The following is a 25535-nucleotide window of genomic DNA, read 5'->3' on the forward strand; positions in this document are numbered from 1 at the left end:
TTATATTATTTATACAGTGCTGTAAGTTTTGCTTATCCAGACTGAGGTCACTATACCAATCATTCTGATTAAGTATTTAATTTTACTTATAAAATAACTTATCTCTAAACCAAAATATGCTTCATGTAATATCTTATTATTACGTGGGAAAAAATACTTTAGTTCAACTATTTAAGATAAAAAAAACGCTACCTAAGTAGCGTTGTTGTTTTATTTTATCGCCTAAAACTATTTAGCTTTTTGATTCTTCATTGCTTCAAAGAAGTCATCATTTGTTTTACTTAAACCCAGCTTATCAATCATGAATTCAGTGGCGCCGATTTCACCCATTGGATGAACAATCTTACGTAAAATCCACATACGCTGTAGTTCATCAGCTTTTGTTAGCAACTCTTCACGACGCGTGCCTGAACGAGTAATATCAATCGCAGGGTAAACACGCTTTTCAGCTAATTTACGATTTAAGTGGATCTCTGAGTTACCTGTACCTTTAAATTCTTCATAGATAACTTCATCCATTTTAGAACCAGTATCGATAAGTGCTGTTGCTAAGATTGTTAAACTACCACCCTCTTCAACATTACGTGCAGCACCAAAGAAACGCTTAGGACGATGTAATGCATTCGCATCAACACCACCGGTTAGTACTTTACCTGAACTTGGAATAACAGTGTTATAAGCACGTGCTAAACGGGTAATCGAGTCCAGTAAGATGATCACATCTTTTTTGTGCTCAACTAAACGTTTTGCTTTCTCAATGACCATTTCGGCTACTTGAACGTGACGATTAGCAGGTTCATCAAACGTAGAGGCAACCACTTCACCGCGCACTAGACGACGCATTTCTGTTACTTCTTCCGGGCGCTCATCGATTAACAGTACGATAAGTTCTGCTTCAGGGTGGTTAATTGAAATACTTTGCGCAATGTTTTGTAATAACATTGTTTTACCGGCTTTTGGTGGTGCAACGATTAGACCACGTTGACCTTTACCGATAGGAGAGACTAAATCAAGAATACGTGCTGTAATATCTTCAGTACTACCACTACCGTTTTCTAAACGTAAACGCTCATCAGGGTGAATTGGCGTTAAGTTTTCAAATAAGATTTTATTACGAGAGTTTTCAGGTTTGTTAAAGTTTACTTGCATAATTTTTAATAATGCAAAGTAACGCTCTCCTTCTTTAGGTGGTCTGATTTTACCTTCTACACTATCACCCGTACGTAAATTAAAACGACGGATTTGACTAGGTGAAATGTAAATATCATCAGGGCCAGCTAAATAAGAGCTGTCTGAGCTACGCAAAAAGCCAAAACCATCTTGTAGAATCTCTAAAACACCAGCACCGAAAATATCAGCACCACTTTTAGCATGGGCTTTCAATATTGCGAAGATAATATCTTGTTTTCTTAGACGGGCTAAATTTTCAAGCCCCATGGTACTTCCAAGCTCAACAAGCTCAGATACGGGAGTATTTTTTAATTCGGTTAGATTCATAATTGTTTTTGATGTTTTTTAAATTTGGGATAAAGGGTAGATAACGTGTTTGGATAGCGTAAATTCTGAATTGCTCATAATTTGAGCGTAAAGGTAACATTAATAATTGAAGCTGTCCAGAATGAAGATGAAGTGTTCTGCACTTAACCTTCATTCTGATTATAAATGATTAAACGTTAGCGTCTAAAAATTCAGTAAGTTGTGATTTTGAAAGTGCGCCGACTTTAGTCGCAGCAACTTTACCATCTTTAAATAGTAATAAAGTTGGAATACCACGGATACCAAATTTTGGTGGTGTATCGCTGTTTTGGTCGATGTTTAGTTTACCAACAGTCACTTTACCTGCGTATTCAACCGCTACTTCACTTAAGATCGGTGCGATCATTTTACAAGGTCCACACCACTCTGCCCAAAAGTCTACTAATACAGGACCAGATGCATTAACTACGTCAGCATCAAAACTTGCATCACTTAACGTTACGATATTTTCGCTCATTTTTCTCTCCAGAAAGGAATTTATTAATAGAAAGCTACTATAACATGCTCACCACTAAAATATATTTTTTGATATTTGAATCGATCTCAATATTTATTGCAAGTATAAACTGCTATGCTCTGCAAATGAATAAAACACACCTAACTCAAACAAAATTTTCAGACTTGCCTCTAGAGCCAAGTCTACTTTCAGGTTTAACCGCTAAAGGGTTCGAATACTGTACACCTATTCAAGCGCTGTCACTGCCAATTACCTTACAAGGTAAAGATATTGCAGGACAAGCTCAAACAGGTACCGGTAAAACCTTGGCGTTTCTACCTGCCGTATTCCATCACCTATTGGTTAACAAAGCACCTGAAAACCGCCGTAAGAACCAACCTAGGGCTATTATTTTAGCACCTACTCGAGAGCTTGCGATTCAGATTCATAAAGATGCAATGTCATTAGCAGACTCAACATCTTTACGCCTTGGTTTAGCTTATGGGGGCGAAAAAGTTGAAATTCAACAGAATAAACTAGAAAAAGGCGTTGATATTTTAATTGGTACTTGTGGTCGTATCATTGATTTCGCAAAACAAGGCGTTATCAATCTAGAATCGATTCAAGCTGTTGTCCTAGATGAGGCTGATCGTATGTTCGATTTAGGCTTTATTAAAGATATACGTTACCTATTCCGCCGCATGCCAGCGGCAGATCAACGACTTAATCTATTATTCTCTGCGACCTTATCTCATAAAGTACAAGAGCTTGCTTTTGAACATATGAACAACCCTGAACATGTGCAAATTGAACCTGAAGTAATGACTTCAGCCAATATCACAGAAGAACTTTTTTACCCATCAAATGAAGATAAAATGTTGTTATTACTTAGTTTGATGGAAGATGAATGGCCAGAAAAAGCGATTGTATTTGCTAACACTAAACATGCTTGTGAAAAAGTATGGGGTTATCTTGCTGGTGATGGTCACCGCGCAGGATTATTAACCGGTGATGTGCCACAAAAGAAACGTGAACAAATCTTGCAGCAGTTTACTGAAGGTCAAATCGACATATTAATTGCTACTGATGTTGCTGCACGCGGATTGCATATTCCAAAAGTATCTCATGTATTCAATTTTGATCTACCTGATGACTGTGAAGATTACGTTCATCGTATCGGTCGAACCGGTCGAGCAGGCGAAAAAGGGTTAGCAATTAGCTTAGCTTGTGAAAAATATGTATTTAATTTGCCTTCTATTGAAGAATATATTAAACATACTATTCCAGTGAGCGAATACGACAAAGATTCCCTATTAGACTCTTTACCAGTTATGAAAGTCACTAAATATAAAGTACATTCGAATAACAACCGTAAAGATAACTACCATAGGTCGCATAAAAAATAATATGACAGCAGCACGTTACACCATTATTGATTTAGGCTCTAACAGCTTCCATATGCTCACGGTCAGTAAGCAAGGAAATGGTTTTAACGTTGTTTCAAAACATAAGCAAAAAGTACGTTTAGCTGCTGGTTTAAATGGCGATAAACAACTTGATCAAACAACAATGCAAAGAGGATGGGCTTGCCTAGAAAACTTTAGATTGTTGTTAGACCAAATCAAGCCAGTTACTGTGCTGATCACAGCCACTGCAGCCCTAAGAATTGCGGTTAATAGTGAAGAATTTATTAAAGTAGCTGAAAAAATTCTTGGTCACCCTATTAATCTAATTTCTGGCGTACAAGAAGCTAAAACGATCTTTAAGGGCGTTTCCTACACGGAACAAACTGACAAAAAACTATTAGTAATAGATATTGGTGGAGCTAGTACTGAATTGGTATTAGGGCAAGGTAATCATGTTCATATTGCTAATAGCTTGAATATTGGCTGTGTCACCTGGTTAAGTCATTATTTCGCAGATCAGCAACTCAATAAATACAATTTCAACAACGCCATCAATGCAGCTCGACAAGTTATCTCAACAGTTAAAACTCAATACAGTGCATTTGATTGGGAGTTAACCTTAGGTGCTTCGGGTACCATTCAAGCAGTTAATGAAGTGAATCAAGCACAACAACTCAGCGATTCACTATCCTTTGAATTATTACAACAAATTAAACAACAGTGCATTGCCTGTAAAACCATAGAGCAACTTGATATTGTAGGCTTAGAAGCCTCTAGAGCGCCTGTTTTTGCCAGTGGATTAGCAATACTAATAGCACTCTTCGAATCATTGAACATTCAACAGATGCAACTGTCTAATGGTGCATTAAGGGAAGGTTTAATTAGCATGATGTTTAATAATCAAAGCGAATTTAATTAATTCAGACAAAACCTTTTCGATACCAGATAAATCAGCACTTAACCGTTGTATTATGTAAGGGTATGAAAATGAAACAGCTCAAGCTCACTACTTTATTAACACTGATCATGCTAATCAGCGCTTGTAGTACCTATAGCGTTGACACCACTCGTACCACTTTTTATCAAGAGCAATTTTCAACCACAGGCAATATCTATATCACTTCTGCTCAAGGTCTCCCAACAAACTCCCTAGAACTTATTAGCTATAAGCAAAAATTAGCAGATAAATTAAATAATGTAGGTTATGAGGTGGTTATAGACAAAGCGCAAGCAGACTATATTGCCACTTTTGATTATGGTATTGATGAAGGCGATACGTATTTTGTTACCGTACCCGTTATTCGTACTCATTCAAGGTTAATGCACCGAGGCAAGTTTGCTCGCTTACACCACAAAGATCGCCATAAAAAGATTAATAACGCTACAAGCAATATTATAACCACCTACAACCGTGTACTGGCATTAGATATCAGTAGTACGCAAGCAGATACTAGAATATATGAATCTCAAGTTAGAAGTATAGGTGAGTGTGAAATCATGGCTGGTGTATTTGACCAGTTATTAGAGGCGATGTTTACTGACTTTCCTGGCGAAAACGGGAAAATAAGAAAAGCTGACATTCCATATCAAGGGCAATGTGATGAATAACCCCTACATGCCCCCTAGAGCACCACTCTACATTTAAAGCTGTTTTCAGAGCTGATGATGAAATTTATAACAGTAAAAGATGTTGTTACTAACCATAACCAACGAACATAAAACTTACCAAAACGTCTAAATATGTAAAAAACGCTCTCTTTCACAAGAAAATAAACGCCCTAATCATCATCTATAACGAAAGTAATATTTTCTTTAATGAAAAGTTAATCATTGATATAATATTTAACTTACCCATAAAAAAATTAATCATACAATATGACTAAAATACATCTATTTAATTGATAAATAAGAAATATAAAGAGAAATAATTTCATAAAAAATGTTACAGCCTTTTTACCCTCCCAAACAAAAAACATGATCTAACCAACCAAAAAAAGCTCGATTTAAAACAAAATGCGAGCGAACGCTCAGAATAAATCTATTTTTGTAGTAAAAATGTTAATGATAAGTATCTTTGTGCACATTAAAACGCAGATCGTTAATTATCAAATAACAAAAGGAATGCAAAATGAGTAAACAACATTCATTAATGGGGCAGTGTCTCGCTGAGTTTATTGGCACCGCAATATTAATCTTTTTTGGTGTTGGTTGTGTAGCCGCATTAGTATTAGCTGGCGCAAACTTTGGTCAATGGGAAATTAGTATTATGTGGGGAATGGGGGTTGCTATCGCGATCTACTGTACTGCTGGTGTTTCTGGCGCGCATATTAACCCAGCTGTTACCATTGCACTTGCGTTATTTCATGGGTTTAACAAACAAAAAGTATTGCCGTACATTATATCGCAGTTACTCGGTGCATTCTGCTCTGCTGCTTTAGTGTACGCATTATATAGTAACCTATTTAGTGATTATGAGATCGCTCATAACTTTGTAAGAAGTAGTCAGGAAGCCCTATCCACCGCAGGAATTTTTTCTACCTACCCGCATCCATCAATTTCTTTAGTCACGGCATTTTTTGTTGAGTTTGTTATAACAACAGTTCTTATTTTCGCGATTTTAGCATTGGGAGATGAAAATAATGGTGCACCTCGTGGCCCATTAAACCCAGTATTAATCGGTGTATTAATTGCCGTTATTGGTGGTTCATTAGGCCCTCTAACTGGTTTTGCTATGAATCCTGCTCGAGATTTTGGTCCTAAATTATTTGCTTATTTAGCAGGTTGGGACTTTGCACTAACAGGTGCAAGAGAGATTCCATACTTCATCGTACCAATTGTTGCACCTATTTTAGGAGCCTGCTTTGGTGCATGGGTTTACCCGAAAGTTATTTCACCATACCTGCCAGAAGAAGGCTTTGGTTGCACTATTCCAAATGAGTGTGATTAAAAAATACAAATATGCCAATTTCAGTAACGGCACATGTTCAGATTAAATAGTAAAAAGGAAAATATAATGACAGACAAACAATATATCGTTGCTTTAGACCAAGGTACTACCAGCTCTCGTGCAGTAATTCTTGATCACGAAGCGAATATCATTAGTGTTTCTCAACGTGAATTTACACAAATTTACCCCCATTCTGGCTGGGTTGAGCATGACCCTATGGAGATTTATGCGACACAAAGCTCTGTATTAACCGAATCTTTAGCAAAAGCGAGTATTCGTAGTGACCAAGTAGCAGCTATCGGTATTACTAATCAACGTGAAACCACTATTGTTTGGAATAAAGAAACGGGCAAGCCGGTTTATAACGCCATTGTTTGGCAGTGTCGCCGTACAGCAAGCATTTGTGAGGAGCTGAAAGAGCGCGAAGGCTTAGAAGACTATGTCCGCGAAAATACAGGTTTAATGCTAGACCCATATTTTTCAGGCACTAAAGTAAAATGGATCTTAGACAACGTCGAAGGTGCACGTGAAGATGCTGAAGCAGGTAAGTTATTATTTGGCACCGTAGATACCTGGTTGATCTGGAAAATGACGCAAGGACGCGTACATGTTACGGATTACACTAACGCTTCTCGTACCATGTTATTTAATATCAACACACTACAATGGGATGAAAAACTGCTTGCAGAACTAGGTATTCCAGCATCTATGATGGCTGAGGTAAAAAGTTCTTCTGAGGTTTACGGTAAAACTAATATTGGTGGTGTTGGCGGTACGCGTATTCCTATTGCAGGTATAGCAGGTGATCAACAAGCTGCATTATACGGGCATATGTGTGTAGAAAAGGGCCAAGCCAAAAATACCTATGGAACAGGCTGCTTCCTATTAATGAATACAGGTAAAGAGAAAATAACCTCAACACATGGCCTGCTCACTACTTTGGCTTGTGGTCCGAAAGGTGAAGCAACTTACGCATTAGAAGGTGCAGTATTCATGGGGGGAGCATCAATTCAATGGTTACGCGATGAGATGAAAATACTCTCTGATGCTAAAGACTCTGAATACTTTGCGACTAAGGTTGGATCGTCAAATGGGGTATATGTTGTTCCAGCCTTTACTGGTTTAGGTGCGCCATATTGGAACCCTTATGCGCGCGGTACAATCGTTGGTTTAACACGTGGTACTAATGCAAATCATATTATACGTGCAACATTAGAGAGTATTGCTTACCAAACTCGTGACGTATTAGATGCGATGCAAGCAGATGCAAATATGGAACTAGCTTCACTACGTGTTGATGGTGGTGCAGTAGCCAATAATTTCTTAATGCAATTCCAATCAGATGTACTGAATACGACAGTGGAACGCCCAGCAGTTACTGAAGTAACGGCTCTCGGTGCCGCATACTTGGCTGGTATTGCAGTGGGTTATTGGAGCAGTCTAGATGAACTACAAAACAAAGCTGTTATTGAACACTCTTTTGAACCCGTTGCCGTACAAGAAAAACGTGAACAGCGTTACAATGGCTGGAAGCGCGCAGTAAAATGTGCCACGGTATGGGCAGATCTTCATAATGAAGATAACGAAGATACACCTTAATCAATTCAAACAATAACCTCCATTAAAGAGCGCCTCGAGCGCTCTTTTGTTATCAATACTTCAACATTATTGTCTATTTGTCTCTCATTCGAACGTAAAACACTCATTACACTTGCTATTCCTAATGTGCACACAGTAAACTGTTTTTTATAAATTTAGCCATGAGCGCAGGAGTGAGGTTCAATGAAACAGACAACAAGACATCAAGAGATCGTTAATTTAGTACAAAAGAATGGCTATGTAAGTACTGAAAGTCTTGTTGAACACTTTAATGTCAGCCCACAAACCATTCGTCGAGATCTCAATGAACTCGCCGATGAAAATAAAATCCGCAGACACCATGGTGGAGCAACAACACAACAAAGCTCAGTCAATACTTCTTACAACGACCGAAAAGAACGTCAATCCCATGTTAAAGATGCCATCGCCCAAGCATTAGTAAAATATATCCCAGATGGTGCAACTCTGTTTATAGATATCGGAACCACACCTGAATATATAGCGAAAGAACTGGTTAAAAACCATAAAGGCTTACGCATTGTTACGAATAATATCAACGTCGCGAGTATTTTAATGACCAACGATGATTTTAAAGTAATTCTAGCCGGTGGCGAAGTACGCAATAGAGATGGCGGTATTGTCGGAGAAGCTACGTTAGACTTTATCAAACAGTTCCGTTTGGACTTTGGCATTATCGGTATTAGTGGTATTGATTATGATGGTTCATTATTAGACTTTGATTATCATGAAGTACGTGTGAAACAAGCGATCATTGAAAATAGCCGTAGTGTATTCCTTGCTGTTGACCATACTAAATTTGGCCGCAACGCCATGGTTAACTTAGGTAATATAAGTGAATTAGACATGTTAATCACAGACTTAACGCCACCTAATGAAATTATTAGCATATTAAAAGAACATAACATTCCATTAGAGGTTATTAATAGCCAAAGCACTGAACAAGCTGATTAATGATGATTATTCACGTAACGATAACTTTTTAAAATATTTAATCGTCTAAGACTCATATATCTCACTTGATGCAGATGAAACTAAAGTAAGTTTATCTGCACATACAAGAAAATGACGAAACAAACTAGTCGTTGATTTAAGTTCAGTGCAGCAAGCGAAAGTCACAGGGCAATATTACCCCCCATTTATATTTACCCCACACACATTATCCAAAAGCTTCAGTTCATATTACATAATGTATGAATAACTATCTTATGCTCAGGATTCTCTTGCACAGGCACATCATAAGTCTTTGCGCTGTTGGCGACGTCACACCGTAACTCAGATAATTTACCTTTTAAAGTTAATGAATTCTGGTTGCCATTATAAAATAGCTTAGCTAACCATAGCGTAAATTCGTTTTCTCCTGGCTTGCCCAAGTAAATATGTTGCATCAGTGAGTCATTACCAAACATACTTGATGGTGTTGAAGTTCGAATGGTAGAAGCAGGAAAGGTAAATTTTCCGTGCTGATCAGTTACTGTTTGATCTAAGTGGCGACCATCATAATATAGCTCTCTATAAACAGTTTTACCGACAACTACTTTACCAGTATCTAACAATTGACCTTGTATAGGGGGCGATAATAAAAAAGTTTCCCGACTAAAAAAACCAAAAATATCCGTACACGCAGAAACACTAAAAACCAATAATAAAATGCTAATAACACTGAATAAACTCTGTTTTATTAAAGTCATAATATTTCCGATTAGATGAAAAAGAGAGTCATTGGTATAATATTTCTACCATAAAAAATGCCGCGCAATGCGGCATTTTTAAAACGGCTAAAAGTACAAAGCGAACTGTTTAACAAAACTTCCAAATCAAAAAGGCTAAAGCAAATCCCACCAAATAGATCATACCTAACCAAGTCAGCCCTTGTAAGAATTTCCCATGTTGAATACTAGGCTCAGATTTCACTAATCTAAAGTTAAGCCAAGCAAACACTGGAGTAGTAATAAAGGCTAACGTCATCGCAAAGGTCAACATAGGCGCTAATGCAGATTTAAAGAATAATACGATAGTCATACCAGCTAGAGATTGTATTAGTAACCAGATATTTAAACTGTGCTTAGACTGTTTAAAGCCTAGTAGCTTATGCGATTCATTCAAAGTACGTGAATAACCATCTAATACCGTAATCGTCGTACCAAACAAACATAAGAAGGCAATCATTGATACTAAAGGACGAGACCATTCCCCAATGGTTAATGCGTACATATCAATCAAGCGCTGTGCAAAGGCCACACCACCAAGCACTGTACCGCTGGTCTGTCCATACTGTACTAACACACCTAAACCAAAGAATACTAACGCCAATACTGCAGTTAGCCAATAACCAACATTAAAATCTAACAAGCCTTGCTGCTTAGTAATCACCTGTTGTTTTTGTTTTGCTTTTAACCAAAGAGAACTCAATGCAGAAACTTCAATCGGTGCAGGCATCCACCCCATTAATGCGACCATAAAACCTAACATAGCAAGCTTATAAGGTGATGGCCCTTCGTAATCAGCGGGTGTCATTGGGCCATTATTAAAAGCGACAATAAAAGCAGCTACCGTCGTAATCGTTAATACGACCATGATCACTTTAGCAACATTATCTAATGCTTTAAAATGACCAAATAATAGAATCATTAAACACACACCTAGTATTAACCAACATAATAAGGTCACTGACACATTAACCGGTAAAGCGTAATGCAGTAGGCTCGCTGTTAGTAATAATACCCCCGCCGTACTCACAACGGCAGCAAGAACATTCAAAGCAGCAAAACAATAAAAGTACCAAGGCCCTTTATTTTTATAACCTTCGATTAAGTTATTACCCGTCGCTAATGTATATTCAACTCCGAAACGGAAAAAAGGGTATTTCAGCACATTAACAGCAACAACTAACCACAGTAATTGCCAGCCAAAAATAGCACCTGCTTGTGTAGATGCAACAAGGTGTGAACCACCAATTGAAGCAGTGGCCATTAATATTCCGGGGCCAAACGCATTTAAGCGCGATTTTATACTTGGTACGACATCATTCATTTATTTAAACTCGAATTAGGATATTTTTGTGGTCGGTTAACATACATAATTAATGGTCAATAAAAAAGCAAAAAGAGTGACTTTCGAAGGATTAATAGACTTTTAATCACCAAATCACTATTACTTTAAAAAAACTGATATTTCAAAGGCTAAAGTGCACTTATAAAAGTGACTAAGAGGTTGGATTATTTTTTATCACATCTGACTCACGGATAATAATGGAGGCCTCAAACCAATTTTGAATGGTGAAGTTTTGAACCTCCAGTTGATTCAATATCAACTTACTCATTTGTTCGCCAACTCCATGAGTATCATAATCAAGCGTGGTAATTGAGGGTTTGGTATATTGGCTATGTTCGTAATTGCCATAACCAGCAATCGCAATATCCACACCGGGCTGGTACCCCTGCTTTTCGCAAGCAACCATCGCGCCGAATGCCATTGCATCATCAGCGCATAGTATGCAAGTTGGAGGTGTGGCTAAGGCCATTAATTGTTCCGTCATCTCAATGGCATCTCGTTCAGTAAGTTCACCATGCAATAAATAGTGTTTATCAACCGTCAGAGCGGCTTCTTGCATCGCTTTTAAATACCCCTGTTGACGAGCCGTCGCCAACGTAAACTGCAGCGGAGCATTAAGAAAAGCAATACGTTGATGCCCAGCCTTAATTTGACGTTTTGTTAATTGGTAAAAGGCATGTTGGTTACCCACATCAACAAATTGGTCATCTTGATAACCAGGCTCATAACCTAAACAAACATAGGGAAAACCATGCACCTTTAACAAGGTAATACGTGGATCGTTGTGGCGAGTTCTCACAACAAACAAACCATCCACTAAACCACTAGTAATAAAGTCTACATAGACTTTCTGTTCGTCTTGAGTCGGAGAAATAGTCGTCACAATCAATTGATACCCCTGCTTTATCAATAGCTCAGAGGCACTAGCTAACACTTTTGAAAAAGCCGATGACACAAACATTCGTGCATTCGCAGGTAAAATAATACCAATATTCTTAGAGCGACCAGAGGCTAATCGTTGAGCTGTGGGGTTGGCTTTGTAACCGAGTATTTTAGCCGCTTCTAGTACCTTTAAGCGGGTATCAAAGTTAACGTCCTTATAACCATTTAGCGCTCTTGAAACCGTTGACTTAGAGAGCCCTAAATAATCTGCTAATTGCTTAATAGACATTTCTTACCCATACCTATAAGCGCAGATCAGTTTCATTATCAAACAACAAAACACGAGATAGTTCAACAATCAAATCAACATAGTCACCACGTTGAAAGTCTGAACGTAAATCCAACCTTGCTTTCACCGCACCACCAGCGAGGTTAAATAATATTTCTTTATCAAAGCCCATAGGTTCTATTAAATCAATTTGTAGCTGATTAAAATTAAAGGTGCCATCTGTTTCAGGAAATAACCGGCTATCGTTAAAGAAATCAGGTCGAATACCTACTTTCACCGGCAATCCTTGCTCATTAATAACCCCTTGCAAAGCGACATTGGACAATTGCTTTCTAGGTAAACGGTAATTATCTATCTGTAAATGATCATTAAATAACCTCCCCTCAATAATATTCATAGAAGGAGAACCAATAAATTGTGCAACAAACACATTAGCAGGATTTAAATACACCTCCATTGGCGTGCCGGCTTGGGCAATATAACCATCATGCAATACCACCACTTTATCCGCTAAGGTCATCGCCTCTACTTGATCATGAGTTACATAGACACTCGTGCGTCCGAATTTATTATGTATTTTGCCTATTTCTGTACGCATATGACTACGCAGTTTCGAATCTAAATTCGACAAAGGTTCATCAAACAGAAATAGATCAGCTTCACGGATAATCGCTCGCCCCATGGCAACACGTTGACGCTGACCACCAGATAAGTCAGCAGGTTTACGCTCTAGCAGTTCTTCGAGTTGTAACATCTCAGAGACTTCTGTTAAGCGTCGCTCAATATCATCGTTTTCCACCTTTAATCGACGCAGTGCAAAGATAATATTCTCTTTCACTGATTTATGTGGGTATAAAGCATAGTTTTGAAAAACCATCGCAATATTACGGTGTTGTGGCTCAATATCGTTCACCACTCTATCTCCAATGACAATATCGCCAGAAGTGGCTTGCTCTAAACCAGCAATCATCCTCAATGTAGTTGACTTACCACAGCCCGATGGGCCAACTAACACCACAAACTCACCATCCTCAATACTTAAATCAATGCCTTTAACTACAGCAGTATCACCGAAGCTTTTTACAATATTCTTTAATTTAATCGCAGCCATAATTACCCTTTAACCCCGCCATCTGTTTTGCCGCCTTTCATAAAGCGAGATGCGAATAGAAAACAAATTACAATCGGAGCCAGCGTCAACATAGAGGCCGCCATAATACGATCCCAAATTGCATTTTTTGATACAAACAGCTCTTGCAGAGCCAGTGGTAAAGTGTGAAATTCTGGATATTGTTTTAAAAATACTGAAGCAAATAAATATTCATTCCAACCAATGATAAAACAATAAATAAATACCGTAGCCAACATAGGCAAGGATAACGGTAACACCACCTTAATGATCGCTTCTTTACGAGAGCAACCATCCATCATCGCAGCCTCTTCAAGTGCAAAGGGAATGCCACGGAAATAGTTACCCAACATATACATACCCACAGGAAGTGTTTGTACAATGTAAATAAGAAACAAACAAAAAGCACTCCCCCACAAAGAAGAAGCAAGCCCAACATTCATCGCCATTTGATAAAGTGGCACCATCAACAACACGCCACCCACCATATACACAAATAACACCGAGCGCTGTATTACGACTTGCCCCTTGAAACGTAATCGACTAATTGAATAAGCCCCCATCACAGAAAAAACTAAAGAGAAACTAGCCGCACCAACGGAAAATATCACGCTATTTAACATGTACTTCCCAAAGGGGAATAGGTTATCATTAGCTGTATATTTAGCGGCAATCTCCTGCTTTTTCTCTGCTGATAACTTAGGGTTGTTGAGTATCTTTTGAATCGCCGCCGGTATTTCTACCTCCTCTACTTCAGTTAATCCTAATAACTCCTTATAAGCATCCCAATTAATACTTTGTGGAATCAACGAAGGGTTTCCCCAATCATATTGATGCTTTAATGAAGTCGACAAAATTTGTGCAAAAGGCAATAAGCTAAAGCTCACTAACAAAACGATAGCTAAAGCAAATCCAATGCGTCCTTTAATAGTTTTTTTTCCCAACATAATTGTTACCACTTCATTATTTTTTTAATATAGAACCAAATAAAGATGGACAGCACACCTAACTGAATAACAGATGTCGCTGCGGCTAACCCTTGATCAATAACGCCAGTAAAAGCTTGGTAATAAGTAAAGATAGGTAGGGTTTCTACATTCGGGGCCAATAGGTAAACGTCTTCAAAACGATTTAAATTCCAAATTAAGCGCAACAACACCACTGTCGCTAAAACAAAATAAAGCTCAGGTAAAGTCACATGAAAAAAGCGCCCCACTGGACCATACCCATCAATGGCAGCGGCTTCATATTGATCTCGTGAAATGGACACCAACTTAGATAAAATAAGTAAGTAAGCAATCGGAGCATGTTTCCAAATATCAAATAACACCACCACCCACAACGCAGAATCTGGGTCACCAATTAAATTACTCCGCTCACTCCACAAGCCTAACAGATCAACCAACAGATAATTAACGACACCAGAGATAGGATCAAACAAAAACTGCCAACCAAATACGACTGAGATAACAGGCGCTACATAGGGCAACATAATCGCCGCATTTACTAAACCTCTGCCCATAAAAGGATCACGCAGCAATAATGCCATTGCTAGCCCGAGTAATGTGGTGCCCACTACAGTTCCCAATAGATACAAGCTAGTGGTAGCAATGGCACTATAATAATCAGCATTAGATAACAGCTTTATATAATTTTCCAAGCCAACAAAGGTTTTAGATCCATTTAATTGCACATCGAAAAAGCTTAAATACACGTTGTACATCAATGGGTATAAAATGAGCAATCCCAAAATCACAATCGTTGGTGCCACTAATTTCCAACCAAACCTGGCTTCAGCACGCTCTAATGGTGTCATCATCTCTCCTTACCCGTGTCATCAGGTACCGTGCACTTACTGTTGACAATAATCACACGGTAAATGAATTAAATGCGCACTGTTACTTAGCGATCACCATTTGCATCTGTTTTTCAGCCCAGTCTAAGACACTTTGTGTTGGTTCATTTTCTATCGCAGCACGGTAAATCATGCGAGGAATAATCTGTTTTGCAAAAATTTCACCGGATTTAGGAAAGGTCTTACCATCGACGACTGAGAAATTTTTAATGCTATCAAAGCCAGCTACAATCTCTTTAATGGATTGCTTACCGTACTGTGCAAAAATGCCTTTAGGATCATTGAGGAACTCATCGGTTTCAGCGATATCGCGCAGCATAGGTAAATGCCCACCTACGGCCATATGTGAGTAAGCAACGACTTGGTCTTTTTCATTCATATATTGAATAAAGGCTTTAGTCGCTTTAACCTCTTCTTGGTTATCGTTTTTCATCATGGTGAAGCCAACTAAGGTGCCAAATGACGACGGCGATGTATTTGTAATCGTGGTCGCTAAACGAGTATTTTTTGCTAAATTAGGGTCAAAGGCTGCGCCTTTTAAGTCTTTAAAGTTCTCAGAACTCAATGAACTCGCTGCCGCTTCCGCTAGGGCAATATCATCTAATATATAAGAAGAATAAAAGAACATCGCTAACTTACCTTGCAGATAATAGTCACGTGCGCGCCAACTTTGTGGGCCAGGGGGATTGTATTGAGCTAAGTTTGTATAAAAACCTAATACTTCTTTTTGCGCTTCAGAATTAAAAATCAATTCGCCATCTTTATTAAACTGACCTGCATCATTGGATAAAGCAAATTGCGTATAACACTGCTCAGCATAGTTATCTGCCTTAGTACCAATTAAAATGCCATATTGATTTTCGCTGGGTTTATAGAAGTACTTTGCTGCCGCTTCAATGGCTTCCCAAGTTGTCGGTGGAGCAAGCCCCGCTTCTTTAAACCAATCAGCACGATACCAAATTCCCTGTACCCAACCACTGTAGGGAACCGACACATACTCGTTCAATGCAGCACTTTCTACTAACTTTAATGCACCCGCATAAAAACGTTGTTTACCTAATGTTTGAATTAACTCAGTGCTCGACTTTGCATCTACAATGCCCTCTTCTGCAAATGCTAAAGACAAATCAGAGCCCACCTCAATCATATCAGGCAAGGTATCGGAAGCTGCCGCTGCCGCAATCTGTTTAGGCATATCGTTTTCATCAACCGCAATTACCTTCACATCAATACCAGGATTTAATGCCTCAAAGACATCAGCCATGATCTCGATAGTTTGAAGACGGTCTGATTGTGTTTGTGTAGTCCAATACTCCACTGTTGTTGCACTGGCTAAATTACAAAAGGGTAAGCTTGCAGCAACAAGTCCGATGCTTAATCTATTGATTTTCATTGTTCTTTCCTCATTTGATAATAACGTTAAAAGCTGTTTAATCGCGTCGGAGTCAACTCAAAAAATCACTTTTATTTGAGTAATTTTATTTATTTAATTCAGTCTACCTCAAATGCCATTGGTTATTATTTGAACTAAGTCTCGTTATCTAGCATGATCAAAACCGGTTTTGATCATTGTGCGGTTGGTCACTATTTGTTCAAATCAATGTAATATTGTGATGTCAGGTAGGAATCGAAATTGAATACAGCTCAGCTTAAATCTACTTCACTCGATTTATTAAAAATTAATAGCAGCATTTTTAATAAAGAATTATTAAATACATAGGCATACATTTAAAAGAAACAGAAAATTTTACTTTATCAATTGATACTGTAATATCAAACCACCCCTAAATGAGTAAAAACAACATGAAACCAAGTAACATTTTTAAGCATTATGTCGATAACTAATTTGTTAAATAATAAGATCAGCTTAAAAGCATTTAACATTGTTGCTTTCATTAGCCTTTTTATCATTGTGTTCTCAGGCCTTTACTATCAGTATATGGCGGCCAATCAAAGCACCTCAGAAAATTTTATAAATGACAATTACAACCAATCATTAGAAATAAAAGAAAAGTTCAGAACCATATTCGATAAATTAGAATATGAATTCATCCAAGCTGAAGCTGAAAATATTAAAAAGCTTGACCAACTATCTGAGATAGTTGCAAATCAAAAATCGAATTTTGATCTACAAAAAACAGTGACAGAGCTAAATAAGAATGTGACGTTTGGGCGATATGATGTTGCAATCATTAATCAAGATTACATCATTGAACAAGCTTCAATTAAACAAGAGATTGGCTTAGATTTAGGGCAATTTAAAGATGTAAAAACACTCTTCAACAGCCTATTCGATAACAAAATTAAGCTTAATATTTCTTCCCCAAAAATAGACCTTAACGCTAAGTTAAAAAGGTATTTACTGAAGCTATCTGAGGATCAAAAATATATACTTCAAGTTGGCTTTTCTCTAGATTACATAGATGAAATACACACACAATTACATTACTTAAACACTGAAAGCAGCGCCATTAAATTATATTTAGCTACCGAATTTTTTATACAACAAATCAATGCTCAACCTGCAGATGTAAATTCCAAAAATGAAGAATTTAAAAATTTGACTGCTTCCACAAAAGCATTTTTATTAGACCTGAATAATGCGCTAAACAATCCTGAAATAGAAGACCTGGCAAACCAAGATAGAAAACAGGTGAACCTGAATAAATCTTTGGCAAAAATAGTACCTCTAAATGAACAACTAATGAGCTTTGTAGATGAAGCACAAAATACAATTAATTTTTACTCTGCAACAGGAGCTCTATTCGGAGAAGAAAGTGCGACATTATTGTTTATTAAAACAACATTCTCTTTAGCCCCATTAAATAATAGCCTAAGGAATAACCTCAACACTTTTTTATTCATCAGTGTTTTAGTTTTGTTAGTACTAATATTCTTTGAGTTATTTAAAAAGAGAGAAATAACATCAAAATTATCATCAATAAGCCACATGATAAAAAATAACAAGATGATAGACAATAAAACATCTCGAATTAAAGATATCAGTATTTTAATAAAAAGTTACAACGAAATGCTCGCAAGATTAAATCAACAAATAGCCGTAAACAAAGAGCTGTCTTATATTGATACTTTGACAGGGGTAAAAAATAGAAGAGCTTACGATGAAAAAATACAAGAACTTATTTCATTATATCAAAGATATGATACTACTTTTTCTATCGGTCTATTTGATGCAGATAACTTTAAGCAGATAAATGATAATCACGGGCATAGCTATGGTGACATCGTGTTAAAAGATATTGCTAAACAGTTGCAAACTAACAAAAGAGAAGGTGATTTAGTGTTCAGAATAGGCGGTGAAGAGTTTATTGTGATCCTGCCAAATACTAACCTACTGAACAGTCAAAATGTGCTTGATAAAATGCGAACAGAGATTAGAAAAAATCTAACTTATCAAGAAGAAATGAAGATCACTGTAAGTATTGGTTTAACTGAAGTAACCAAACAAGATGATAAATACTCACTATTTAAGAGGGTCGATAAATTCTTATATATTGCCAAGAAGAGAGGTAAAAACCAAGTCTCTCATGACCACAATAGCCCAAACAATTAAAACTACACAATCGGGCTAGTTACTATTAATCATTGCTCAGTGTAACAAGCGGTGCTCGCGCCGCATTTAACGCTGCTAGAGCAGCAATCACAGCAGCAACGTAAAAGCTAGTTTGAAAGGCCGCCACAACTGGTTCATGAGGCCCATTACGCAGAGTTTCAATACTGGTATTATGGTCAAATCCAGGCAATAACGTATAGATCAATACACCGAATAATGCAGTACCTGTCGCCGCACCTAAATTACGACTTAACGAAGCTAACGCTGTCACCGTGCCGACATTACTTTTACCTGCCACGGTCTGAATCACTAACTGTGTTGTAGGCATCACTGTCCCAAAACCAATACCACAAAGCATCCCCAGGAAACCGATTAAGACAGGCTCTGGTGGTAAACTACCTAATGCAATAAAACCTAATGAAGACAGCGACATACCAATTACAGGTATCCATTTAGGCACGCCCGTTTTAGACATAATGCGACCACTACATAATGCCCCAAATATTTGCCCCCCGGTTAACGGTAATAATAATAAACCTGAAGTGGCTGCATTGGTTTTTAAGCCCAACTGTAAATAAATTGGTAAAAAGAAAATTAGCGCAAACATGCACGAAGCAAATAATAATGAGCTGATTAAAGGAATATAAATGGCTCGATCCACCAGCAAATGATTAGGTAAAAATGGCGTTGCATGGCGGCATTGATTACGATAAAAAATGCCTCCTAGAACCACAAAGATCAACCAATAAAGCGCACTAGTTAACGAAATCCATTGGAAGTCTTGCCCCCCTACCGAAGCCCAATATAAAAACACGGTACACAATAGCGGAAACACCGTTAACCCAACCCAATCGATAGGTTTATTTCTATGCTCTAGAATAGGTTTAGGAGTAAGGCAAAGTAAACGCCAAGCGGCGATCATCGCTAAGGGGATATTTGCCCAAAACAGCCAGTGCCAAGTATAGTGAGTCACTACTAACCCACCAATGACAGGTCCACCAATACTGGCACAAGCAAACATAGAGGCAAAGTAGCCTTGATATTTTGCACGTTGCCTTGGTGGAATAAGCTCTGCAATCAACGCTTGTGAAAGGCTCATTAAACCACCACCACCTAAACCTTGGATAACTCGTCCCATTATCAGCTCAGGCATATCAGTGGCTAATGCACCTACTACCGAGCCAATACAAAAAATACCTAATGCCCAAACCAACACATTACGACGACCATATCGATCACCCAACCAACCGTAAATAGGCACAGAGGCAACCGTTGCCAATAAATAACCAATAGCAATCCATGATGACAAATGTAACTGACCAAGATCAGCGACAATACTAGGTGTAGCGGTGGCAAGAATAGTTTGATCAACAGCCGCCAAAAACATCGGTAGGAAGACCGCAGAAAAGAAGATCAGGAAAGCCTGGCGGGTAAGTGCTGTGCTCATAGGTTAACTAATGGATAAGGTTGAGATAAGAACAACATGGCGATGACTCATAGTTGATAAAATAATAAGTAAATGATGGCAGAATCTCAAAACACATCAACCTATTTATTTTTAATATAAACAGTTCTTTTGATAACTTGAATTGATTTTATAAGTAAGTAAAGCATAGCAATGCTCTGCAAAAGCATTGCTAGTTTAATAAATAGAAACTAACCTTCAGTTGTTTTTAAAAAATTAACAGCACGATCTGGGAAGTCGGTAAATACTCCATCTACATTCGCTTTATAGAAAAAGATATTTAAAAAATCTTCAAAATCTTTTGCGTATTCAGGGACATGACCTTCATCTATTCTGAACGTATAAGGATGCACTTTCATGCCCGCTTCATGTGCATTTTCAACTAAAGGAGTAAAAATAAGTTCTCCCTGTGTAGAATCAGGAGAAACCACCATTGGGTACCAAGGCCCTACACCATCAGCATATTGAGCAATCAGTTTCATTCCACCAGACTGATACATCCAATCGTAGTTATAGTCTTGAGCTTTACCGTCGATATATTCCTTGGTTTCTCCCCAACTTGTTTCTGCCATTAGCTGAATAAGTTTAATATCCATATTTCGTTGAGGTAATAACTCATTTTTAATACGCTTCAATTCATTAACGTCGAAAGACTGCAAATAAGCTAAATCAGATTTTTTAGTGTAACCATATTGCTTAAATACATCTAACACAGCACTACTGATGTCCTTCCCTTCATGGCGATGGAACCAAGGAGCTTTAACTTCAACATAGATACCTACATCGTGGCCAGTACTAGTATTAAGCCCTTGAATCATTTCTATTTCATCTTGTAGCGTGTGCACTTTAAAGTGAGATTGCCAAAGCGGGAAACGTTTTGGATAAATAGCTGTTTTCTTACCTTCTTTAATAGTAAAAGCTTCAGTCATATCCAATTGTTTAATTTCTGCTAAAGTAAAGTCGATCGCATAGTAGCGCCCATCTTCACGCTTGCGGTTTGGAAAAATATCAGCAACGTTAGTGACTCGATCTAAGTAATGATCATGTAATACCACCAGCGCATCATCTTTGGTCATAACAACGTCTTGCTCAATGTAATCTGCCCCCATAGCGTAAGCCATTGACTTAGCTGACATGGAATGCTCAGGCAAATAACCACTTGCACCTCGGTGAGCTACGACTATTTTTTCTGCGTATGCACTATTAGCTAAGGGTATTGCAATTAAAGCCGTCACTAACCATTTTTTTAAGTTTCGTAATTGAATCATGATGTTGTTGTTCCTTGTCTTAAAACCAATAAAAAATAAACCCGTATTACATTAACAATGTAAAACGGGTTTACGTTACCTGACAGAAGTACTAATCATACCTTATCACTTAATGAACGAGCTCAACTCGTTTCACTTAAGCATTTGCACTTTCTTGAGCATGTTGGCGTTGTTTATGAATTTTATTTTCCCCAATCATCGCCAAAATAAGGAAAAATATAGAGAATGCACAAGCTAGAGTGATCACTAAGAAGCCACCATCCCAACCAAAGTGGTCAACTGTATATCCTAATAATGCATTAGCAGCTACCGCACCACCAAGGTATCCGAATAACCCTGTTAGGCCTGCAGCAGTACCCGCCGCTTTTTTAGGTGCAAGTTCCAATGCATATAAACCAATTAACATAACCGGCCCATAAATTAAGAAGCCAATAGCAACCAATGCAATCATATCAACCGTTGGATTACCAGCAGGGTTAAACCAGTACACAAAGACCGCAATACTCACCAGTACCATAAATAAAATACCAGCAGGCGCTCGACGGCCCTTGAATAATTTATCAGAGATCACACCACATAATAAAGTGCCTGGGATACCTGCCCACTCATATAAGAAATAAGCCCAAGAAGATTTATCAACAGAGAACTCTTTTACTTCACTTAAATATACTGGCGCCCAATCCAAAACACCATATCGAATTAAATACACGAAGGCATTCGCAATAGCGATAAACCATAATAATTTATTGTTAAATACGTATTTGAAAAAGATCTCTTTCGCTGTCATCTCTTTTTCAAAAGAATCATCATAATTATCTGGGTAATCATTTTTATATTCTTCGATTGCAGGCAAGCCACAAGATTGGGGAGTGTCTTTCATCATCAAGAAAGTAAAGAAAGCAACTAACAAAGCAAAGAAAGCAGGCACATAAAAAGCAGCTTTCCAATCATCATTAAACGCCCATAACCCTAATAAGAATAGAGGACCAATTAATCCTCCACCAACATTATGTGCGACATTCCAAACAGATACGATACCGCCACGCTCTTTGTGCGACCACCAATGGACCATGGTTCTACCACAGGCAGGCCACCCCATTCCTTGAAACCAACCATTTAGAAAAAGCAGTATAAACATTGCTGTAATGCTGCCTGTTGCCCATGGCATAAAGCCAAAACACAACATTACCAGGGCAGACATCACCAAACCAGCAGTCATGAAATAGCGAGGGTTAGAACGATCGGAAATATTCCCCATCAAAAACTTTGACAAGCCATAAGCAATAGATACGGAAGCAAGCACAACCCCAAGGTCACCACGGCTATAACCATATTCTTCAATTAAAAACGGCATTGCTAAGCTAAAGTTTTTACGTACTAAGTAATAACCAGCATAGCCAATAAAAATACTTAAAAATAATTGCCAGCGTAATCGTTTGTATAGAGGATCAATTTCATTTTGAGGTCGTTGCTCTATATGAGCTAATGGCCGAAAGAGTTTGAACATAAATAATTCCTTGGGTTAATAGCAAAAAACACTCTTGCTAGCTTTAGTTATTTCCGCCTAAACATGACAATTTTATTGCAGTCAGACAATCGGGAGCATATTCGCTCAAACGAACAAAAACTTCCGATAAATAGATCACAAACGAACAAAAAAATGATCCAAATCAATAAAAACTTCATTAAAAGCACGAAAAGGAACATAAAAGAAGAAATAAAAACATTGTCGCTCAAAAAACACTCAAAAGAGCAACACTGTTAACAATAAAGAAAAGCAGGAGGTAATAGGAAGGCAATGAAAAAAGTATTAAAGAAGCAAATAACATTAATAGCGATGAGAGAGCATTACAGACAAGAAAAGTTGAGAAGTAAGTGGCCATACTTACTTCTCAATGCTTTGAAGCAGTTATATCTTTTTTGCTCTTAACTATCATCTTTTACATCTAACAAAAGTTTAGAGAACTCAGCAAAACCGTAACCACCAGGCTCTGACATTACAACTTTGGGATGGTGTTTAAGCTTACTCCAGTAATTTTTAACATTAGCAACTCCAACACTTTTTGATAAACTGGCAAACATAAGCTCATCATTTAATGAATCCCCGATATAACAGGCTTCCTTTATTATCTGTGCGTTAGATAGCCCTTTTTCTTGTAAAAAACTAAATGACGTCGCTTTTTTTGAATGCTCTCCATACCAACTATTAATATGAATAGAACTTGCCGTAGCATTTGCTCCTAAAGCTCTGATTTTATAAATAACTTCCGTAATAACATCAGGAGAAACAGGTTGTCGATTTTGTCCAATATCAATGGCAACTTCACATAGACGATAAGATTGATCTAAGGTTAAATTTAACTCTGGATAATCAGCCAAAATTTCCATTATTTGTTGTTTTAATATGGATTGCTTTTCAACAATAACAGACATTGATTCGCTTGAATTAACGGTCAAAAATCCATTTTTTTTCTCCATAATAAATGCTCCGTTTTCACCAATCACTGCGTCAACTGGCCAAAGTTGTGCGATATGATCACACCATCCTGCACATGCACCAGTCACAGCAACGACGTTCAAACCAGCCTGTTGCAATGCAGACAAAGCGATTAATGTTTCTGGTGGTAACTGACCATGCCAAGTTAATGTATCGTCAACATCAGTCAGTACCCATTGCACGTCTTTCCATTCATTAGTTAAAGTATTTTTTGGTAATTTCATCATATCTCTTAATATCTATGGGCCTTATCTGTTTGTATTTAATGATTAAGTAAATACAAACAGATGATCAACTTATAGCAAGTTAGGTAAAAACATCACTAAACCTTCTGAATAAGTTAACAGCAATAATACAACTAATAATGCGAATAGAAGTGGCAACACCTCTCGAACAAAATCCAACAGTTTTACTTTCAGTATCGAACAAACCGTAAACATCATCGAACCGAACGGTGGGGTTACTCCACCAATCATAATATTAACAATCACGATAATGCCGAAGTGAACGGGATTAACCCCAAGGTTCAGTACAGCAGGTAAGAGTAATGGCGTTAAAATGATCATTGCCGCCCCACCTTCAATGAACATACCAACAATTAATAACAATAAGTTGATTAGCATTAATAGAACGAGCTTGTTGTCAGTAACTAAAATTAGCGCAGAAGCTACATTCTGGGGAATCTGCTCCAAAGTCATGTAGTAGCCAAAAATCAGCGCTCCGATGATAATAAACATGACACTACTGGTACCTTGAATTGTCTCTTTGAAAATGGCAGGGAAATGGCTAATTTTTAATTCACGATAAACAAACAGCCCAATAATGGCACACAATAAAACAGCAATCGCACCAGCTTCAGTCGGTGTAAATAACCCAAAACGCATCCCTAAAATAATGCCAAATGGGATTAATAAAGCAGGAACAGCTTTACCTAAATAATGCAGACGTTCTTTAGTGGGTGCCGCTTCAGTTCTTGACGGTGCGTAGTTACGTCTCCTAGCAATGATTGCAATCGTCACCATTAAAGATAACGCCATCATAAAGGCAGGTACATAACCAGCGATAAACATTTCATGCACCGAAACATTAGCTAATAACGCGTAAATAATAAGATTAATACCCGGTGGGATCACAGGGCTAATACTTGATGAAGCTGCGGTTATTGCAGCCGTAAACGGTAAGTCATAGCCACGTTTGGTCATTTCAGGGGCAAGTATTTTAGATTGCATTGCGGCATCTGCATTAGCTGAACCAGAAATTCCGCCCATTAACGTACTTAATGCAACGTTCACATGCGCAAGCCCACCAGTTTTATGGCCAATTAATGAATCTGCAAATGACAGCAAACTTCGACTTATCCCTGAATAATTCATGACAGAGCCCACCATAATAAAGAAGGGTATCGCCAATAATGGAAAAGATGAGGCAGACGAAATAAAACGCTGCATGACTAAGCTAACTGGGATCGAGGTATTAATAAATAAAAAATAAACCAACGAAGAAGCGATTAATGAAAATGCGATGGGTACGTTTAGTAAAAACAAAACGAACAACATAATAATTGGAAGATAGATTTCCAC

21 protein-coding genes are annotated in these 25535 nt (G+C 37.8%); 7 read left to right on the forward strand and 14 right to left on the reverse strand.

The features are described from left to right. Nucleotides 1-228: 228 nt before the first annotated feature. Nucleotides 229-1497 (reverse strand): transcription termination factor Rho, encoded by a 1269-nt coding sequence (gene rho, locus AC0L3W_RS13340; protein WP_113818768.1) that lies wholly within the window; start codon nucleotides 1495-1497, stop codon nucleotides 229-231. Nucleotides 1498-1666: 169 nt separating this feature from the next. Beyond that, a complete protein-coding gene (trxA, locus tag AC0L3W_RS13345) occupies nucleotides 1667-1993 on the reverse strand; it encodes a thioredoxin TrxA (RefSeq protein ID WP_290041034.1) in 327 nt (108 codons plus the stop codon). Nucleotides 1994-2118: 125 nt separating this feature from the next. Here trxA and rhlB point away from each other — a divergent pair, with 125 nt between their 5' ends. The 6 genes from rhlB (at nucleotide 2119) to AC0L3W_RS13375 (ending at nucleotide 8896) form a co-directional block, all read left to right on the forward strand. Then, complete coding sequence (gene rhlB / locus AC0L3W_RS13350; protein ID WP_290041035.1) at nucleotides 2119-3378, forward strand: ATP-dependent RNA helicase RhlB; 1260 nt, start codon at nucleotides 2119-2121, stop codon at nucleotides 3376-3378. Between the two features lies 1 nt (nucleotide 3379). Continuing rightward, complete coding sequence (locus tag AC0L3W_RS13355; RefSeq protein WP_409440304.1) at nucleotides 3380-4297, forward strand: Ppx/GppA phosphatase family protein; 918 nt, start codon at nucleotides 3380-3382, stop codon at nucleotides 4295-4297. 68 nt (nucleotides 4298-4365) lie between these two features. After that, nucleotides 4366-4986 (forward strand): DUF4136 domain-containing protein, encoded by a 621-nt coding sequence (locus AC0L3W_RS13360; RefSeq protein ID WP_290041037.1) that lies wholly within the window; start codon nucleotides 4366-4368, stop codon nucleotides 4984-4986. Between the two features lie 520 nt (nucleotides 4987-5506). Then, on the forward strand, nucleotides 5507-6325 hold the full coding sequence (locus AC0L3W_RS13365; protein WP_290041038.1) for an MIP/aquaporin family protein: 819 nt from the start codon (nucleotides 5507-5509) through the stop codon (nucleotides 6323-6325). A gap of 66 nt (nucleotides 6326-6391) precedes the next feature. After that, entirely contained in the window at nucleotides 6392-7924 is a 1533-nt protein-coding gene (gene glpK, locus AC0L3W_RS13370; RefSeq protein WP_409440303.1) for a glycerol kinase GlpK, read from the forward strand. Between the two features lie 183 nt (nucleotides 7925-8107). Next, nucleotides 8108-8896, forward strand: coding sequence for a DeoR/GlpR family transcriptional regulator (locus AC0L3W_RS13375; protein ID WP_290041041.1), 789 nt, complete (start codon nucleotides 8108-8110; stop codon nucleotides 8894-8896). A gap of 218 nt (nucleotides 8897-9114) precedes the next feature. On the opposite strand, the gene AC0L3W_RS13380 is transcribed toward AC0L3W_RS13375, so the two are convergent. The 7 genes from AC0L3W_RS13380 to AC0L3W_RS13410 all read right to left on the reverse strand — a co-directional run bounded on the left by AC0L3W_RS13380 (nucleotide 9115) and on the right by AC0L3W_RS13410 (nucleotide 16544). Continuing rightward, nucleotides 9115-9633, reverse strand: coding sequence for a DUF6795 domain-containing protein (locus AC0L3W_RS13380; protein WP_409440302.1), 519 nt, complete (start codon nucleotides 9631-9633; stop codon nucleotides 9115-9117). 109 nt (nucleotides 9634-9742) lie between these two features. Continuing rightward, on the reverse strand, nucleotides 9743-10915 hold the full coding sequence (locus tag AC0L3W_RS13385; protein WP_290041043.1) for an NRAMP family divalent metal transporter: 1173 nt from the start codon (nucleotides 10913-10915) through the stop codon (nucleotides 9743-9745). Nucleotides 10916-11147: 232 nt separating this feature from the next. Then, nucleotides 11148-12167, reverse strand: a complete 1020-nt coding sequence (locus AC0L3W_RS13390) for a LacI family DNA-binding transcriptional regulator (RefSeq protein ID WP_409440301.1) — start codon at nucleotides 12165-12167, stop codon at nucleotides 11148-11150. Nucleotides 12168-12180: 13 nt separating this feature from the next. Further along, complete coding sequence (locus AC0L3W_RS13395) at nucleotides 12181-13278, reverse strand: ABC transporter ATP-binding protein (RefSeq protein ID WP_409440300.1); 1098 nt, start codon at nucleotides 13276-13278, stop codon at nucleotides 12181-12183. Nucleotides 13279-13280: 2 nt separating this feature from the next. Further along, nucleotides 13281-14243: a carbohydrate ABC transporter permease gene (locus AC0L3W_RS13400; protein WP_409440299.1), complete on the reverse strand. Its 963-nt coding sequence runs from the start codon at nucleotides 14241-14243 to the stop codon at nucleotides 13281-13283. Nucleotides 14244-14248: 5 nt separating this feature from the next. Continuing rightward, nucleotides 14249-15115, reverse strand: a complete 867-nt coding sequence (locus tag AC0L3W_RS13405; RefSeq protein ID WP_290041047.1) for a carbohydrate ABC transporter permease — start codon at nucleotides 15113-15115, stop codon at nucleotides 14249-14251. 79 nt (nucleotides 15116-15194) lie between these two features. Then, the gene (locus AC0L3W_RS13410; RefSeq protein ID WP_409440298.1) at nucleotides 15195-16544 is read right to left on the reverse strand and encodes an ABC transporter substrate-binding protein; all 1350 of its coding nucleotides are present in this window, start codon (nucleotides 16542-16544) and stop codon (nucleotides 15195-15197) included. A gap of 546 nt (nucleotides 16545-17090) precedes the next feature. On the opposite strand from AC0L3W_RS13410, the gene AC0L3W_RS13415 reads away from it, so the two are divergent. Continuing rightward, a complete protein-coding gene (locus AC0L3W_RS13415) occupies nucleotides 17091-18725 on the forward strand; it encodes a GGDEF domain-containing protein (RefSeq protein WP_418135295.1) in 1635 nt (544 codons plus the stop codon). A 25-nt stretch (nucleotides 18726-18750) separates the two neighbouring features. Here the strand turns inward: AC0L3W_RS13415 and AC0L3W_RS13420 are convergent, their stop codons facing one another. From AC0L3W_RS13420 to AC0L3W_RS13440, 5 genes are all read right to left on the reverse strand, one after another. Next, a complete protein-coding gene (locus tag AC0L3W_RS13420; RefSeq protein ID WP_290041053.1) occupies nucleotides 18751-20172 on the reverse strand; it encodes an MDR family MFS transporter in 1422 nt (473 codons plus the stop codon). 209 nt (nucleotides 20173-20381) lie between these two features. Next, the gene (gene glpQ, locus AC0L3W_RS13425; RefSeq protein ID WP_409440296.1) at nucleotides 20382-21458 is read right to left on the reverse strand and encodes a glycerophosphodiester phosphodiesterase; all 1077 of its coding nucleotides are present in this window, start codon (nucleotides 21456-21458) and stop codon (nucleotides 20382-20384) included. Between the two features lie 136 nt (nucleotides 21459-21594). Beyond that, nucleotides 21595-22965, reverse strand: a complete 1371-nt coding sequence (gene glpT, locus AC0L3W_RS13430) for a glycerol-3-phosphate transporter (RefSeq protein WP_409440295.1) — start codon at nucleotides 22963-22965, stop codon at nucleotides 21595-21597. A gap of 419 nt (nucleotides 22966-23384) precedes the next feature. Then, nucleotides 23385-24182 (reverse strand): HAD-IIB family hydrolase, encoded by a 798-nt coding sequence (locus tag AC0L3W_RS13435; protein WP_409440294.1) that lies wholly within the window; start codon nucleotides 24180-24182, stop codon nucleotides 23385-23387. A gap of 69 nt (nucleotides 24183-24251) precedes the next feature. After that, entirely contained in the window at nucleotides 24252-25535 is a 1284-nt protein-coding gene (locus AC0L3W_RS13440) for a TRAP transporter large permease (protein ID WP_409440293.1), read from the reverse strand.

This window comes from Psychromonas sp. KJ10-5 (assembly GCF_055808325.1).